The following is a 17,849-nucleotide window of genomic DNA, read 5'->3' on the forward strand; positions in this document are numbered from 1 at the left end:
AGGACCTTTTAATGGCCATCCATAAAGTCCTAATTGCATTAACAGCTCGAATTGATTATTATATCCAACCAGACTTAATCATAGACGGATTGTGTAGCAATTAGCTCCGCAAATAGAACCTTGACCCACCAAGATATCTGAAAAAACTCGATCAGAAATCTCCCCGCAACATTAATCTTGCTTTAATATTTACAGGATATTATTGGTCTATCGCCATGTTATAAAATTAGTTAGAATTGAATACCGCCATACGGGGAGGGGTGCTATGGGCAGTTTCCTGGCTACAAACCGATCGAAAATTACCAGGCATGCTGGACTAATCGTGCTCTGTCTGATTACCATTGTTTTACTCTCAGCCAGCATGGCATCCTTGAGCTTGGCTGGCGCCTCAGATACTGGTTCTGACCAGGTGACACTGGCTACGACGATATATTTACCATTGGTCCAGAAACAGCATTCAATACCTCAAACCAGCTACATTATCCTGGGCTGGAATGACCTGGGTATGCATTGCTACAACCGGTATTTCCAGGATTTAGCTGTGCTTCCCCCGTACAATAACCTTTGGGCTCAAGTGATCCTGCGCGGAGATCCTCCCCAGATCGTCACCCAGGGCATCCGGGTTCAATACAGGTTCCCTGACAACACGGTTTCTTCCACAAAATCTGACTTCTGGACCTATGCTGCCCAGCTGTTTGGGGTGAACCTGCCAGATAACGTCGGTTTGAAGGGCAAAGGTCTGGCAGATGTGATGGATCTGGATGCGGATCATTTTGTAGCTGAAGGTATCCCGCTGACAGAATTCAATGATAGTGATCTTAACAATCCCTCCCCGTACCAGCTGGCGGAGATTACAGCTTATGACATTGCCACCAGCGAAGCCCTGGCAACCCTGACGGTGGTGGCGCCAGTCTCTACGGAAATGCATTGCGACAACTGCCATGCTACTGGCAAGGACCCGGGTGGTAACCAGCCACGTACCGAGCTTAATATCCTGGCTTATCATGACCACGAAGAAAACACCAACCTGCTCAACAGCCGGCCAGTGCTGTGCGCCCGCTGTCACAGCTCGAACGCATTGGGCATGTCAGGCGTGCCAGGTGTTCCCAGCTTATCCAACGCCATGCATGAGCAGCATTCTGAGGCCGTCCCAGATACCAGTGATGGATGCTACAACTGCCATCCCGGACCAACGACCAAGTGCCTGCGGGATGCCATGTCGCTCAACGTCCCCTCCCCCTTGGATCCAAATCGCAAGATGAACTGCATCGACTGCCATGGCGGGATGGCTAAGGTAGCCCAGAACTCAAATCCCTGGCTTAACGAGCCTCGCTGTGAAGGGTGCCACACTCCTACCGCTACCCAGCAATTCAACCAAGACCAAGCCTTATACCGCCAATCAAAGGGGCATGGTGGCATCTATTGTGAAGCCTGCCATGATAGCACGCATGCCATCGCCACCAGCCGTGAGCCGAATGATGCGATCAAGTTCGTGCAGCTCCAAGGGCACGCCGGAACGCTGAGTGAGTGCACTGTCTGCCACCTGACCCAACCTGCTGGGCCAGGCCCGCATTCAAAATAAAGTAACAGGTTATATCCAGCAGGCCAACTGGGAAATCCCCACTGGCCTGCATTTTTATCTCATGGTAGAGCATCGCAACATGACAAACTGGACGGGGGTCAAACAAGGAAAAAGTGGATGACTTGGTGTTGAATTCGTACCTGTTCATTTCTTATATTCCAGCAATTCGAATGGATTTATATAAACAGACGGAATAAAGAAAGAGAATCAAGATGGACGTCGTCAATTAATTTAAAGTGACAGTTTTCCCATATTGAAACCCAGAGAACTAAAACTTAGCTATATCTATTTCTTTATCAAAGCCTTCATCAAAGGACCTCGTTTATCTCAGCTTGTGGAATAAAACAATCCTCGATAGACATCATATGCACTAGAATTCTGCAAATATCTACTAGCAGATGGTATGCAATTGGTCGCTCCGAATCCCTCGAAGGTTAATATGTTTTAGGCAATATTTAATCAAATCATAATATATTTATAGGATATTCACGAGTAATCCGATATAGAATGGCGGCAATGATCATTCGTACTCCCGATTATCATTTACGGGTTTTTGTCAGCTCTACACTAAAAGAGCTGGCAGATGAACGTAAAGCGGTCCGCCAGTCAATCCTCAAACTACGCCTTTCTCCCGTTATGTTTGAATCGGGCGCACGCCCCCATCCAGCACAGGAGCTGTATCAGGCCTATCTGGCACAGAGCCAGATTTTTATTGGTATATATTGGCAGAGCTATGGCTGGGTAGCCCCGGATATGAATATTTCGGGCTTGGAAGACGAATATAATCTCTCAGCTAAGCTACCCAGGTTAATCTACATAAAGACGCCGGCAGCAGAGCGCGAGCCCGCCCTTGGGTCCTTGCTTGATCGAATCCGGAACGATAATTCAAGCTCCTACACCTATTTTTCTTCACCTGCTGAACTCAAGGAACTTGTGCAGAACGACCTGGCATTAATGCTCACCGAGCGATTTGAAGCCAGGCAATCGAAAGAAATATCCCCCCTCAAGAGTATAGTTCATCCGCCTACCAATTTACCTGTTCCACGCAACCCCCTCGCCGGGCGTGAGAAAGAGCTCACTTCAATTTGTGAATTGCTCAAGCAGGAAGATATCGCGCTAATCACGTTGACCGGTGCAGGTGGTACTGGAAAATCTCGCCTGGCGATACAAATCGGTTTGAACGTGCTTGACCATTTCACTGATGGCGTATACCTGGTCAGATTAGAACCTATTATCGATCCCGAATTAGTCATCTCCGCCATTGCGGAGACATTTGGGATCAGGGATACACCTGAAAGTCAACCGATTGAAATGATGCTGGGTGAATACCTCCAAGACAAGAATATGCTTTTAATCCTGGATAATTTCGAGCAAGTGGTAGATGCGGCACCCCACGTAGCCGAAATCCTCGAGAAATGCCCCAGGCTCAAATGTATCACAACCAGTCGATTGCCTCTACGCTTGCGAGCCGAGAGGGAGCTTCCTGTCCTGCCTTTAGAGATCCCAGTAGTAAGAGACCCTGGTGAAATCACCGATTTAAGTCAATATGCTGCAGCTGAGCTTTTCATTCAACGCGCACGGGCAGTGAACCCCGACTTCACCATGACGAAGGTAAATGCGCAAGCCGTGGCCGAAATCTGTTACCGCCTCGATGGACTGCCGCTTGCTATTGAGCTGGCTGCTGCTCGGATCAAGCTTCTCCCTCCCCAAGCCCTTCTTGCCCGGCTTGATCATCGCTTCGAGATATTAACCAGCGGGACACGCGATCTCCCTGAGCGCCATCGTACACTGCGCAACGCGATTGATTGGAGCTATCACCTGCTCGATGAGACAGAAAAGACCCTGTTCAGGAGGCTGGCTGTATTTTCCGATGGATGTTCATTTGAGGCAATTCAAAAGGTATGCGACATAAATAATGACCTGATCCCCCAATTAGACGATAGGTTATCTTCTCTGGTTGACAATAACCTGGTGATTCAAATACAGGGATTAGATGATGAACCCCGCTTTGGAATGCTCAACACTATCCGTGCGTATGCAGCTGAGCAATTGGATGCCTGTGACGAATACCTGGTCATTCATGAGAAATTTGCTCAATACTTCCTTGAATTCGTAAAAGATGTTGAGCCTCGCATACGTTCCAAGGAAAGGGAGTGGTGGCAGGGCAAGATGCAACGTGAATTCGGGAATATCCGCAGTGCCCTGGACTGGATAAGTACGACCGGATATTGCATTGAAATCGGGCAGGAAATCGTCATCGAAGTGGGCCTGTTCTGGCACATCTGCGGTTATATAACCGAAGGCCAATATTGGTGCGACCGGATGTTAACCTTATGCGACGATTCAACGTCTGACAGAATTCGTGCAGGCCTGCTGCTTTTTGGAGGACTGCTCAACCGAGCGCAAAGTGACCAGGCAACGGCCACAGCATCTGTTGACAAGAGCCTCGAATTGATATGCAAGCTCCATGATGAACCCTTGATGGGTATCGCCCTCATGGCAAGAGGCATCATTGCTTCAGCAATGCGCGATCTTTCTCGGGCCGCAGAATCATTTGAAGAAGCCGTGGAGATATTCAGGAGAATAAGCGATCTGTGGAACCTGGCAGTCTCTTTGTCCTGGTTGGGTGATATTGCCTTATTCCAGGATGACACTGCCCTTGCCCAACAATATCACAACGAAAGTATCAAGATTGCCAGACAGCAGGGCGATCCTTGGTGCCTCATGCCCGCGCTTATGTCATCTGCACAGGTTGAGATGATGAACGGAGAGCTTGACTCCGCCTATCTAAAGCTGGTAGAGATCACACAGGTATTGCAAAAAACTGGCGACCGCTGGAGTTTATCATGGACACTGATTGACCTGGGACATGTCGTCTACTTACAGGGCAACCTCCAACAAGCGGGTGGATATATTCTCGAAGCACTCCAGCTTGCCAAAACCTTTGGGAATCTGCGAGCGCTGGTCATCGGGTTGGTAAAAGCAGCTGCCCTCATCGCAAGGATGAGCCAGCCAGAAAATAAGATACAGCTGGCTTTAGCTGCCCGGATTTGCGGGACTTGCGCTACATACTCCAATCAACCTGGATTATTTGTCTGGATCAATACAAGGCAGCTTTATGAACAGGCAATAGCTGATACGAAATCTCTAATGGATGACAAGCTATGGATCAGCGGACACACAGAGGGTCAGAACATGCCGCTTGAAAATACGATAATGCTAACTCTGGAATCCCTCAGAGAAAGCATCCGCTAAGTAGCTGTTGCAACGGATTTTAGCGGTTCTCTCTATCTAATAGGCGTGATGCTTTTTACCTGTGACCTGATAGATTCTTGTATGCGACCTTGAAGGTGGCAAAATTAAACCTCCCTACCTGAGGTTGAGAAACTGCCGAAAAAGTTACCCGGGCTCTATCGATAAACGATCGATCAGTTCTAAGACCTCTTGATTCGATGGGATGTCAGACATGTCATGGCCGTAATGGGCATAGCGTGCCACCCCTGCTTTGTCTACGATCACCTGCGCAGGCATCCGGCCTAACTTAAAAAGGTTGACCTCTTGCCCGTAAAGCTTGAGCACACTTGCCTTTGGATCCGGTAAACCAATGAATGGCAGGTCATTCTCCTTCCAATAGGAAGCGAATGCCTTGGCGTCCTCCGGTCCAACTACGATCACCTGAATATTTCGACTGGTAAATTGCTGGTAGTCCTGACGCAACTGCGCCATGTGCTGCCTGCAGAATGGTCAGATGAAACCCCGGTTGAACACCAACAAGACGATAGATTTGTCCCGGTAATCTGATAACCGAATAGTCTCACCATTGAAACTCTTTAGTGAAAAATCAGGTGCAGGTGCATTGATTGGTACTCTAGGCATGAATATTCTCCTGAGTCAGATTAGAGATGAATTGAGATACTGCGTCCATAAATGCCTGGGGCTTTTCTTCGTGGGGGACATGCCCGGTGTTGCCGATGACATGCAGCGTTCCGTTCGGTAAAGCTTTGGCAAGTTTCACACTGTCGGCTGTCGGTACAATACGGTCATCGTCGCCAGTGACCACTAAAACCGGCATGCTTATCTCATTGAGGCGCGCTGATAAATTGGAAGCCTGGCTGGCGAGGGTGAACTCCCACAACGCTTTATCCCAATTCTCCACTCTAAATGGCTTTTGATAGAACTGCTCCATTTCTGGAGTTATCTGGTCTGGATCATGCCAGGCCAGTTTGAGCAGATCACGACCACGGGTGAGAACCTGTCGGGTGAATAATGGTCCCATACGGCGCATCTGCGGGGTGGTTAACACAGGTCGCAGCCAGGCAGGCGTACCCATACCGTGGTAAATGGCCGGGTCGACCAGGACCAGAGCCGAGACCCGCTCCGGATAAGCCAGGGCGGCCTGCATGGCTAACGTTCCACCCGCTGAATTACCCACCAGGATGGCCTGCCGAATCCCAAAATGATCCAACAGGCTATGCAGCAGAGCAACCTGGGAGTCAAGGCTGTACGGGTTCTGCCCTTTCCAGACAAGCGGATGGGAAGATAATCCAAACCCCGGCCGATCATAGGCAATCACCTTGCCCAGTTGGGATAGCGCAGGCGTGACGGCGTGCCATGAATAAAGGCTGGCTGCAAAACCATGCAGCAGCACGAACACCAGCTCGCCCTGCCCGGCTCTTTTGACGTGGATGTCTAATCCGTTGAGCTGGATAAACTCCGAGTCGTCATCCGCCAGGTCGCGTGGCTTGAAGGTGCCCTTCAGGGGAGGCACAGGGATGAGGAGAGGACCAACCAGCAGCAAGGTCAGGCCGCCTGCCAGGGCCAGGGCGCCAGGATGCTTGATCAGGCGTTTCATGCTGTTCCAGTTGTCGGTAAGGTCGTTATGTCTTCCAATGGTCGCCTGGGAAGTAAATAGGCCACGAACAAAGTGACAGCCACCAATACGAAGGTGATCCAGGTTGGGATAGCAACGGCCGAGATGTTTTCAAATTTAACGGCGATGCCTGCCAGAGCCCACAAAATAACCGCGGTATAGGCAACATCCCGGCGGGTGAAATTCATCATACCTGCTATGATAAAGACTGCTGCCAGGACGATGCCCATCCAGACTACTGCACTGATCCCGAAACCATCCCATTTTAGATAATCCAGCAAGCTGGTGACATTGGCGACGGTTGCCACAGTGATCCATCCCAGGTAGATGCTGAAAGTGAGATGGGTAGTGTATCGTTCAGCAGGCGAGACCTTAACACGACCAATCCCCAACCGCAGGTAGGTGATAATCAAAGTGGCGAGCAGGAGCAGCATGGCAACCAGGGTCAGGGGGAATTTCTGATAGTGCCACAGGAAGATCCAGATGATATTGGCAAGACCTCCCAATGAGATCCACCAACCTGTGCTGCGTAAGCGGGGATTTTGCCTCTGGGAGGGAAGAGCCTGGAATATCGCAAAGGCGATCAACCCAAGGTAGATCAACCCCCAGATGGAGAACACATAACCGGCAGGCACAAAATAGACATTAAAGCGATCAGAGATTGTACCGGTATTCTGGCCATTGATCGGGAGGATATTCGCCAGGGCATTTACCGTGATGGTAGCCACCACGGTAAGGACGACTGCAATCTGCCGAAAGATATCTTTTTTCATTTTATTCACTCACTTTCATTTCTAGTATAGTGTATTTCTGGTCCGAAGAATTACCACGCAGGGAAAATAGCTTCTTCAGCAGGCCGTATTTCTTATCTAGCAACTGGTCAACTTTCAGGTCAAGCTCAGCGTCGCTCACTTCACGGGCAAATGCAGGTACCCACTCACCCAGCAAGGCACCGTCCATTTTACATGGGGCAATATTGACCTTAGCGCTATTGCGAATTCGCTTCACTTTGCCGGAATCTGCGATCGTGCGGGCGTACAAGACATCACCCTCCTGGACGAACCAGACTGGGGTTCTGACACCCACACCATTTTTCCGGAAGGTTTCCAGGTTTATGTATTTCTGTTTCTCAAATGGTTTATATGGATTGCTCATACTTTCCTCTTCGATATGCTTCCAGGGCTCGCTGCCTTGCCATTGCATGGTCAACGATTGGAGCTGGATAATCTTTTCCGATCACGCAACCTACCTGCGCTTGCAGGTTGGCTGGCATACCCTGGGGAGCATGGATAAATTCATCGGGTACAGCCGATAGTTCTGGAACCCAGCGGCGAACATATGCACCACTTGGATCAAATTTCTTGGCCTGCAGCACAGGGTTGAAAACCCTGAAGTATGGCGCAGCATCGGTACCCGTCCCAGCCGTCCACTGCCAGCCACCGTTATTGGCAGCCGGGTCACCATCTACTAAATGCTCCATAAAATAAGCGGCACCTCTGCGCCAATCGATCAGCAAGTCTTTAACTAAGAAGGAAGCTGTGAGCATGCGCGCCCGGTTGTGCATCCATCCATGGGTATTGAGCTGCCGCATGCCTGCATCGATGATGGGGTAGCCTGTGCGTCCTTGCGACCAGGCGAGAAAGCCGGCTTCATCTTCAAGCCAGGGGATACGGCCAAGCTCACGCCGAAAGGATGTTTGGAGCACATGGGGAAAATGATCCAATATGCCGGCATAAAACTCACGCCAGATCAATTCATTCAGCCAGGCTTCTGCTCCTTTCCGGCTTAGGGTATCTGGTGACACTTCCCAGGCTTTTCGAGCAGCCATTACCGCCTGCCGGGCTGAGAGCATTCCAAACCGCAGGTACGGTGAGAGCCCTGAAGTGGCGGTAAGATCCATGCGATCCCTCGTCTGGGAATAATGATAGATATCAGCGTCAACGAATGATCCAAGGCGATCTAATGCTTCCTTTTCACCAGCAATGAAATTTGGTTGGGTATGAGAAGGGGCAAAAGTTGGAATATCCAGGCTTTGCAGGGCAGGCATAGGAACCATAGCGTCAGGTGCAGGCAGTGGCTCGCCTGGCAGTGGCAGGCTCTTCCACTTGCGGCTGAAAGGCGTGAACACGGTGTATGGCGATCCATCTGGCTTCAGCAGTTCCTGCGGTGAATAAACCGTAACACCCGCAGTGAGAATTAAGGGCAGCTCACGTTGCACACGGCTATCACGTTGCCGGGCATAGGGTGAGACGTCCGCTTCAGCGAGGATTACCGAAGCGCCAGCCTCACGGAAAACACGCTGAAGCTCTTCGATGGGATTACCCTGCCTTACAATTAAAGCACTGCCTCGCTGGCGTAAGTCGGCATCCAGCAATCGCAATCCATCCAGGAGGAATGCAGTACGGGCATGGCTGGCATGTGCAGCGTTCAGCAAACGTGGATCAAGTATGAAAAGAGGGATAACGATATCTGCCTGCCGCAGGGAAGCCGACAGGGCTTGATTATCACTCAGCCGCAGGTCACGCTGGATCCACCAGATTGCTACACTCATCAAGGAACCATCCCTTCAACAAAAAACAATTTTTTCAAGCACTTCGACAAGATGCCAGCTACTAAAGCTCATTCAACTGCATTCTGGCTAGCCTCCATTGTCGCTTGATGAGAAGGCCTCACGATACGCAAGTATGCTAACACGATCGCCCAACCCATCAGCAGGGCGCTGAAAACACCAGGTGCCCATAATCCAAGGCTTTGCAGCAGGTAACTACCTGCAAGGGGAGCAATCACGCGGGTGAGCGATTCAATCGAGGTAGCAATTCCGAGCAAACCACCCACTTCCTGGCGGGTAACCGTTTTGGTGATCGCGCTCTGGATGACAGTGTTCAACACACCACCGGCCAGTGCCAGGGGGATGATCACAATCACCAATCCAAACAACTGGCTGGTGAATGCCCAGACTAGTAAAGCACCAGTCATTACCCATAAACCGGTGATGATCAACCAATTCTCCCGGAAGCGCTTGGTCAGCTTGCCAATCAACCCTCCCTGGACGATCGCAGCCATTAACCCGACAAAAGCCAGCAGATAGCTCGTTGTTTGAACACTTAACCCCAAGCCCTGGGTGAACAGGGTGAAAACGGTTTGGAATGTGGCAAATCCCAGCGAAAAGAAGAAACGCAATTGCAATAGCGGACCCACCTTGGGGCGGTTGAGGGCTTGCTGCAAAGCTTTGAAGGTGAAAGGTGGACGCCTTTGAGCGGATTCAGCGATCCGCCGTTCGGGTGTAAGCGATTCGGGCAACAATAGAAAGATCATCACCAGGTTGAGAAGCGATATCGCTCCAGCGACAAAAGCTGGCAGGCTATATCCATACTGACTTAATGACCCTCCAACAACTGGCCCAATAATAAACCCCAACCCAAAGGCTGCCCCGATCATCCCCAGCCCTTTTGCCCGGTTCTGCTCATCTGTGACGTCGGTGATATATGCCTGAGCGACGGTGATGTTCCCCCCGGTCAATCCATCCAGGATGCGGCTGAAAAACAAAATGCCAAGGATAATGATGTTGGCTGCAGCAGGATTGATCAATCCAGCCAGATAGTTTCCTAGCGGATCAGCCAGGCCCAATAAGAGGAAACCTATGAATGTCCCCGCCACACTCATCAGTAGAACTGGTCTACGTCCGATACGATCCGATAACCTGCCAAGCAGTGGGGCTCCTAACAGCTGGGCAGCGGCATAAGAAGCCACCAACAAGCCTACTATAAAAGGTGTTGCTCCGTATGTCTCAGCGTAATATGGCAACAGTGGCAGGATAATACTGAAGCCTAATAAATCGATGAACACGATTAAAAATATCGTCAACAGCCGGCTACTCTTCAAGGGGAACCTCAATAATCAGGAAATTTATCTACTTGCTAGATCATCATGGCGCAGCTGACGCTCAAGCCACGCTAGGATCAAGGTCGCCTCACCAGGGAGGGCGCGTTGCAGTGATTGCTGGTAGGCAGTATATAGCTGCTGGAGCAGGGTTAGCGGAAAGCCATGATTAATTAATAAACCATTGAGCCAGTCAGACGTTTTATCCAGGAGATTGATATCTCCCAGGGTTAAGGCTGACTCGATCGCCTTGCTTAGATCCTCCACGGCAGCCTCTTGCAGAAACGGATCAAGCTGTCTGATACGCAAATCGGTATTGACAATACTCACTATCTGGGCTTTTTTTTCTTTATATAGCTGCACAACACGGGAATATTCAGTCGATATTGGTTGGGCACTAAGTATCTGAGTGGATACTTTCAGCAAGCGATCGACTTGCTGTGGAACTTGCAAGATTTCGCTTCCAAGGTAATAGCCAGAGATACTGTGAGTTATCTCAGGCGTTGTGACAAATATACCGCCACCATATGCCAGTGGAACTCCCTGCTGAGCGAGTGACTCAGCTATTATTTGCAAGGAGGCAGCAGCATTGAGCGTTTGAGCCGCAGACACAACCAGAGCTGGAGAAACAACTTGCATGGTGATATCCAGATCCTGGAGTGGTACGTTGGAGCCAAGGAAGACCACATCCCAGCCACTCCTGCGAAGCAGGTAGGTGACCAATAGCAGGCTGAAGTCATGGGCCTCAGCAGGTGGGCAGGCGGCGATAATCCGCCCTGGGCGTGAAGGTGGCACCACGCCAGCCAGCAAGCTATTCAATCGCCTGAGAGCAATCGCCGAGGCAAAATGCTCTTGTTGCACACTGAGTGAGCCGTTATACCAGAGCTGGCCCAGCTTTGCCAGCCCTTTTTGCAGCACCTCAACACAAATCGTCTCGGGTGCAGCCAGAGCAAACGCCTGGTCCAGGATGCGATTGGCAGCCAGGTCATCAAAAGCCAGGCAGGCAGCGAGCCATTTTTGCCAGAGCTCATCGAACACATCCTGCCCAGGACCAGGCAGTAACACTTGCCCATCACCCACTACTGGAGCAGCTTGTTCTGTAGCTGACTGGCTTTTCCATAGCTCCACAGCATGGCTGATACTAAGCCCCTCGTTTTGCCGTGCCACCAGCCACTTGAGCATTTCGATGTCCTGCCGGGAGTACAGACGCTGACCCCCGGCAGTTCGCTGTGGCTTGGGGAGACCATAACGAAATTCCCAGGCCCGTAAGGTAGCTGCGCTCAAACCGACTTCTTTCATCACTGCCTTAAGGTTGTAGATTGGTGTGCTGTCAGGCATAGGAATTCATCTGCTCTACAGAGTTTGCTGCAGGTCAATTTCCCGAATGCTCGGCCGACTAAACCGGTGCGAGGGTCCCGGCGAAGATAATCCATGCCAGAACAGTCTTGGCAGCCAGGCTCAGGACGATATACACACGTTCACCAAAGAGATAGTCCTTCCACGGACCGACTTTCTTATATTGCAGAACCATATTTACTGCAAAAATGTTGAAAAAGACAAACAGGGTCGGAATGATGGCGTAAACGAAAGCAGGCGGCTCTCCACCTTCACCAGCCAGCGATCCGACAAAATAAAGCACAATCACAATCCAGGGGATGATCCCAGCGATTGAGCCATATATGAAGGAAGTCCAGTTGGTTTTCTGTGTGGTCTGGTTATGTAGCTCCATCATGATCCCAAACAGATTCATCATCGCATTGACGCCGAAAATGAGGATGATAGCGCCCAGGTCATAGATGCCAACCAGCATCCCGATCAGCACGATCATCAACGAAGAAGAAAGCGCATATTCATAGAACCTGACCGGGTTCATTCCTTTCATCAAGTTGGATTTATAGAGCTTCTTACCAACGGTAGCCAGGAAAAAATGTGCCACAGCTGAAATAAGTAAGAAGGCTGCCACGGCGGGGCCAAAACGCAATTCAAAGGCAATTTTTGGATCAGGCACCAGAGCCATCTGGCTCACATCAAACTTGAGAAAATTGGTGTAGATGGGATAAGCAGTATCATTGCTTAGCACGATCATGAGGATGCCCTGCAGCAAGTGCAGAAAACCCATTCCAAGATTAAACCGGCGTAAACCATTGAATTTCTTTTCGATGTCCATTTTTATCTCCTCGAAATTAATTTTTGGTATCCAGCTTATCAATTGCAAATTTCTCTGTGCACTTGACAGCGGATATTGACTTATCTGCCAATAGTAACATATTGTATAGATATTGTCAAGGTATTGCGGATGATTAATTCAGAATTACATATATTCTCTATGCAGTGCACAGGGAATCTGCTCAATTCCGAACAGCTAATAAAATCGCTTTGTTATGGGGAGAGCCCGCTAGCTGATTATGGCGTGCTGATCATCGATATTCGCCATACTTTCAATCCAGACCACCAAGCTCATCCAGGATGCGCCTGGCTACCAACCGGCCTGAGATCATCGCAGTTGGCATCCCCGTGCCCGGATGCGTGCTGGCACCGACAAAGTACAGGTTTCGGAAAGTAGAGTGCCTGTTCGCGGGGCGGAAGTATGCCAGCTGGGTGAGGTTGTGCGATAAGCCGTGCGTGGAACCTTTCACCAGATTGTAACGCTTCCTCCAGGACAACGGCGTGAAGGTGGTCTCGCATTTAATGTGGGCTTCAAGGTCTGTGATCCCTAGCCCAGCCAGGCGGTGAAAGACATGCTTGCGCGCCAGGTCGGTGCGGTTTTCCCAGTCTTGATCGTTGGTTTCATCTAAATGCCCGACAGGCACAATGGCTATTAATGTGTCCTGCCCTGCAGGCGCCATTGAAGGGTCCAAGCGGCTTGGGGCGTGGATGTATAAGCTGGGATTATCTGGAATATCCAGATCATCAATGATTGATTTAAAATTTTGGCGGTAATCATCCACAAGGAATAAGGTGTGGGGGCTCAGGGTGGGATAGACCTTATCCACACCCCAGAAGAAGCTGATCACTGAGCAGGAATACTTTTTTTTCAAGATTCTCTCTGCCATGGCGCTCTTTGGCAGGAGATTATTGTAAATGTATGGAAGATCTGCATTGGCCAGGATAACGTCCGGCCTGATATGCTGGTTGTGTTCCAGGTCAAGCCCGGAAGCGCGTCCGTTCTCTACTCGAATGCCTTCCACGGTGGTATCGAAGGCAAATTCCACCCCGGCCTGGCGTGCCAGGGTAGTTAGGGCTTCCACGATGCTGTACATGCCCCCTCGGGGATACCACACACCATGCTCTTGCTCAGTGTATGGCATTAATGAGAAAGTTGCCGGAGCGTCAAACGGGCTCAGACCCATGTAAACGTCCTGGAATGAAAAGGCTGCCTTTAATCTGGGGTTCTTGAAGTAAGCCGACATGTGGTCATAATGCTTCACCAAAGGCTTAACCTGATAAATGAGCGGCAAGTTGCTTAAACAGAAAAAATCAGAAAATCGGCGAAAATCGCGATCCACCAGCTTTCGCATGGCAAGCTCATAATGCCGTCGCCCTTCTGCGTGGTAGCGAACAAACTTCTTATAAGCGCCAGCCTCGATCGATTCAAGCTGTTTTTGAAGCGAGCCCATATCCGAGGTAAGGGCCAGCTGGCTGCCATCATCGAAAACAAGGTGATAGCTTGGGTCAACATGTTGCAAGTCCAACAATTCCTGCATGGGAGTGCCCAATGCAGAAAATTCTTGTTCATAAACCTGATGCATGACCATCAAGGTCGGGCCAGTATCAAAATGATGCCCCTCAAGCTCGATCCAATCGCAACGCCCACCTGGGTGAGGGTTCTTCTCGAACACAGTCACATGTAAGCCTTGTGACGCCAGGTGGATTGCCGCACAGATGCCCCCCACCCCCGCCCCAATGACAGCCACAGATTTGGATTTCATCATTCCTCGCATTGATCCGATAAAGTGAATATCTCCACCGGTTCAGTCGTTCTCCAACGTATGCGCAGCAAAGCTTTGATGACATACACGGCTATCCATAGGAAGACTTTAAATTTCTTCCTTTCAGGATAATCAGCCTTAAGGCAATATTTGTTCCTCTCGATTGCCTTCAACATCCATTCAAAGCGGGCCAGGTAAGCAAACCCTGCCAGGCGGCAGCGCAAGCTTTTCACCGTACTCACATATGCTCTGCCTGTCTCAAAATACTCATGTGCCAGCCTGGCGCGCTCATAAATCCACCTTCGGACTGCGGGTTTATGTAAATCCTCCGGGGCAAGTGCCTCCGATGATAGGATTTCACGCGGGGCATTATAGTAACCCAGATCAATATCACACACCATATCACGCAGCATGTGCACCATGTGGGCGCCGACCACCGCATGGTACCGTGTTGGTCCCTGGGGTGGTGGCTGATCATGACCAAAGAAGTAGAACATATACTCCGTGACGGCCCGGGAAAGTGCCTGGGAATATTCTGCAAGCTCTGCCTGGGAGATCAGCCGCCCACGGCGGTCAACATCGAATGTCATCACCTGCATCATGTTATGTAGATAAATCGATAAACCACTTTCACTATCGGGATCACTATCCACGAGGTCCAGTAGCATCTGCTCTTCAAGGTTGGTTATAGCAGGAGGTTCACCTCGATAACAAGCATCCAGCAATGATTGCTGATGCACGACGAATGCGAGTTTATCTTGCTGAGTGCCGGTCTCCGAGTCAAGCCAGTCATCCACCCAGCGAAAGTAAGCGTAAGCACGGAAGGCCCGCTGCAAGCGATCTTTGTCTGCCAGCCAGCGCAGGGTGTAATAGGTCTGCTTGCTGGCAACTCTGGTGATCCTGGCAGCTAAATGCTGCTTTTCCCCTTCATCTGAAGAGCTATTAGGAAAGATGGAAATTAACATATTTCTGGTAGCTTTCCTGAGTATGACGCATAAGTATACTCCCAATTATGGACGTTTGTTTATTGGGTCTGCTTATATAATCTCAGGGAAGAAATTAAAAAATAATGAAAACACCCAGCTATTATTTTGGAACGGCGCCACAAACAAAGTGTATCAGCAAGGCATGGGAGGGTCATGCAGAGAATGGAACCAACCCCCGGTAGAGGGATTGCAGGTATTCCATTTCCAATTCGTAGTTATATTTTTGCACCACCACCTGGCGTGCTACTCGTCCCAAATCTGCTGCCAGCTCGGGTTGGTCGAGGAGATGGCAAATGGCCTCTGCCAGCGGTTTGCTTTTACCTACAGGTACCAGATAACCATCTTGTTTATTGGTAATGAGCTCTCGAACCGAAGCCAGGTCCGAACATACCACCGGCCGCCCACAGGCCATGGCCTCCAAGACTGAAATCGGAGTGCCATCCGAAGACGGCACGGAAACCACCACATCGCTCATGCAATATAGCGCAGCCAGTTCGGAGCGATCCTGGGTTTGTGGGAGCCAACGAACATGGCTATCCAAATCCATATTTTTTATCAGTTCATCAAGCTGGGACTTATATGAAAGATCTGTGTTGTAGCTTGAAAGGAGAAATATGGTATCTGGAAAGCACTTGAGAACCTGCGCCACAGCTTCAATAACGATATTGATGTTGTAGATAGGCCGGGGTGCCCGTGCACTGAGCACAAGATGCGCAGTGACAGGTAAACCCATCTTGTGTCGCCAGGCAGCGATTTCCATCGTGGTTGGAGGTACTGGATTGAAAATGTCTACTTCAACCCCAAATTGGACCGGCTTAATTGTAGATTTTTTAGCGCCAAGCTTGATGACCTGCTCCTGCATGGTTTGCGAATTCACCGTCACCAGGTCAGCGCGTTTCAAGGTGTAGTTAGCGAGGAATTTCGCTACTCGCGAGTGCTGCGGTTGAAGGAATACATCACTACCCCAGGGTGTGACCACCAGGGGATGAAAGTTACTGGCAGCTCCCAGCCATCCAGCAGAATTGACCCGGTGGGCATGCAGGATATCCGGTTGCCATTGGCGTAAAAATCGCCTCAGCCAGACCGTCCAGATCGGGAAACGGATAATGGGGGCGTAGAATTTCTTTGAAAGGTCAATCAACGTCACTTCAGGCCAGGGCTGTTGGGCGGGTACATCAGCCAACAAGCAAATGGAATGCCCCTGTTTAACGAACCAATTAACCCAACGATGTGTGTGAGGGCTATTGGGATTGGAAATATAGCACAGGCGTAGTTTTTCCTTCGTTGCCATCATTTATCACCACAAGCAATCGGATCACTCATGAGCTGATGTCGGTGAATAAATCGGCCAGCTGTCGAGTTAACTCTCGCCGTTCGAATGAGCTGATGAGGTCCATATCAGAGTTGATGGTGAGCTCACCAGCTTCCCACAACTGGTATAACCTTGCCAGCGTATCGGCAATTTGATCAATATCGGTAGCCGCTACCAGCCAACCCGCGCGTGCATTTCGTATCAGGTCAGCACTCTCACCTGTATCGTCTAGGTACAATATCGGAATCCTGCTGGCTAAATACTCATATATCTTGGCGGGGATAAAGAGTTCCGCGCCAGGGCCGTAGTAGGGGATGAGCAAGAGTAAGTCGGAAGAACTCGCTTGCTCCATCGCAACACGATGGGGCAAGAAACCGAGAAGCTCAACCTGCCCGTCAAGCGAGTATCGTTCGATCAACCTACGAGAATACCGATCAATATTACCAATAAATCGCACCCTTACTTTATTTCGAGGTAATTTTCCACTCTGGAATGTCTGATACAAGGCGCTGAGGAAATAACTTGCTGAGCGCGATTTTTGGTACAAGGACCCAAGGTGGACGAGGGTGAAGCTATCCCTCCTTATCAAATCTGTCCTTTGTGCAGGTAGGTCAGCCTGGTCATAACCATTCGGGATGATCAGGAATTTTTCAGGGTTCAAAGAAGAGTACTTCTTCTGGTAATGCTGTAACGACCTTTGTGTATTTAAAATCACCCGATCTGCTTCACTGAAAACACGGCGCTCAAGGTTTTCATTAATCCGGCGATGGATTGTGGTTGGGAAGGAGAGGAATGGATTTCCAACCCATGGATCACGAAAATCAGCCACCCAGGGCAGGCCAGTCTGATGGTGGAGCTTGCGGGCCACCAAATGGGAAGTGTAAGGGGACGAAGATGAGTAAATCACCGATATCGTATTCGGAACAATAACTTTTCTCCCCGCCGAGGTAGCAAAGGGGAACCAACCAATCTGCTCATCCACGATCAGGAACCAGCGGGTGATGAAGTTCCTCAGGCGAAATGGCAGACGACTTGGCAGGTGTAGGATGAAGGTGCGGTTAATTGGCAGGTCCGTAGGAATTTCCTCGCCCAGGCTCGTGTCCTGCAAGGTAGATCCATGCTTCACGGTGAGGACATACGGCTGCCATCCATGATCAGGCAGATATCTTACGAATTTTAATGTACGCTGGACACCTACTCCACCCATGGGAGGGAAAAAATAAGCAATCATCAACACACGAGGCGATGGTAACATAGTAATTTGTATTAACGAGTGTACCAGGACTGCCTA

At 50.0% G+C, this 17,849-nt stretch carries 14 protein-coding genes; 2 read left to right on the forward strand and 12 right to left on the reverse strand.

Features of this window, described 5'->3' with window-relative positions; all coding sequences use genetic code 11:
* Positions 1-265 precede the first annotated feature (265 nt).
* A complete protein-coding gene (locus tag C3F13_00055) occupies positions 266-1,582 on the forward strand; it encodes a hypothetical protein (protein ID PWB56855.1) in 1,317 nt (438 codons plus the stop codon).
* Positions 1,583-2,089: 507 nt separating this feature from the next.
* Positions 2,090-4,837: a hypothetical protein gene (locus tag C3F13_00060; protein ID PWB56856.1), complete on the forward strand. Its 2,748-nt coding sequence runs from the start codon at positions 2,090-2,092 to the stop codon at positions 4,835-4,837.
* A 144-nt stretch (positions 4,838-4,981) separates the two neighbouring features.
* Here C3F13_00060 and C3F13_00065 read toward each other — a convergent pair whose 3' ends face one another.
* The 12 genes from C3F13_00065 to C3F13_00120 form a co-directional block, all read right to left on the reverse strand.
* Positions 4,982-5,458 (reverse strand): alkyl hydroperoxide reductase, encoded by a 477-nt coding sequence (locus C3F13_00065; protein PWB56857.1) that lies wholly within the window; start codon positions 5,456-5,458, stop codon positions 4,982-4,984.
* Positions 5,451-6,434: an alpha/beta hydrolase gene (locus tag C3F13_00070; protein ID PWB56858.1), complete on the reverse strand. Its 984-nt coding sequence runs from the start codon at positions 6,432-6,434 to the stop codon at positions 5,451-5,453. Before C3F13_00070 ends, C3F13_00065 begins: the two co-directional genes overlap by 8 nt.
* Positions 6,431-7,225 carry a tryptophan-rich sensory protein gene (locus C3F13_00075; protein PWB56859.1) on the reverse strand — a complete coding sequence of 265 codons (795 nt, stop codon included), beginning with the start codon at positions 7,223-7,225 and terminating at the stop codon, positions 6,431-6,433. The genes C3F13_00070 and C3F13_00075 overlap by 4 nt, the downstream gene beginning before the upstream one ends.
* A 1-nt stretch (position 7,226) precedes the next feature.
* The gene (locus C3F13_00080) at positions 7,227-7,655 is read right to left on the reverse strand and encodes a PPOX class F420-dependent oxidoreductase (protein ID PWB56860.1); all 429 of its coding nucleotides are present in this window, start codon (positions 7,653-7,655) and stop codon (positions 7,227-7,229) included.
* Positions 7,591-9,003 carry a deoxyribodipyrimidine photo-lyase gene (locus C3F13_00085; protein PWB56861.1) on the reverse strand — a complete coding sequence of 471 codons (1,413 nt, stop codon included), beginning with the start codon at positions 9,001-9,003 and terminating at the stop codon, positions 7,591-7,593. Before C3F13_00085 ends, C3F13_00080 begins: the two co-directional genes overlap by 65 nt.
* Before the next feature lie 68 nt (positions 9,004-9,071).
* Positions 9,072-10,346, reverse strand: coding sequence for an MFS transporter (locus C3F13_00090; GenBank protein PWB56862.1), 1,275 nt, complete (start codon positions 10,344-10,346; stop codon positions 9,072-9,074).
* 12 nt (positions 10,347-10,358) lie between these two features.
* Positions 10,359-11,669 carry a hypothetical protein gene (locus tag C3F13_00095; GenBank protein PWB56863.1) on the reverse strand — a complete coding sequence of 437 codons (1,311 nt, stop codon included), beginning with the start codon at positions 11,667-11,669 and terminating at the stop codon, positions 10,359-10,361.
* Positions 11,670-11,727: 58 nt separating this feature from the next.
* Positions 11,728-12,498 (reverse strand): hypothetical protein, encoded by a 771-nt coding sequence (locus tag C3F13_00100; GenBank protein PWB56864.1) that lies wholly within the window; start codon positions 12,496-12,498, stop codon positions 11,728-11,730.
* Positions 12,499-12,769: 271 nt separating this feature from the next.
* Complete coding sequence (locus C3F13_00105; GenBank protein PWB56865.1) at positions 12,770-14,272, reverse strand: phytoene desaturase; 1,503 nt, start codon at positions 14,270-14,272, stop codon at positions 12,770-12,772.
* A complete protein-coding gene (locus C3F13_00110) occupies positions 14,260-15,225 on the reverse strand; it encodes a hypothetical protein (GenBank protein PWB56866.1) in 966 nt (321 codons plus the stop codon). Before C3F13_00110 ends, C3F13_00105 begins: the two co-directional genes overlap by 13 nt.
* 172 nt (positions 15,226-15,397) lie before the next feature.
* Entirely contained in the window at positions 15,398-16,540 is a 1,143-nt protein-coding gene (locus tag C3F13_00115; GenBank protein ID PWB56867.1) for a hypothetical protein, read from the reverse strand.
* 25 nt (positions 16,541-16,565) lie between these two features.
* The gene (locus C3F13_00120) at positions 16,566-17,813 is read right to left on the reverse strand and encodes a hypothetical protein (GenBank protein PWB56868.1); all 1,248 of its coding nucleotides are present in this window, start codon (positions 17,811-17,813) and stop codon (positions 16,566-16,568) included.
* Positions 17,814-17,849: the final 36 nt, after the last annotated feature.

It is taken from the genome of Anaerolineales bacterium (assembly GCA_003105035.1).
Lineage (GTDB): Bacteria > Chloroflexota > Anaerolineae > Anaerolineales > UBA4823 > FEB-25.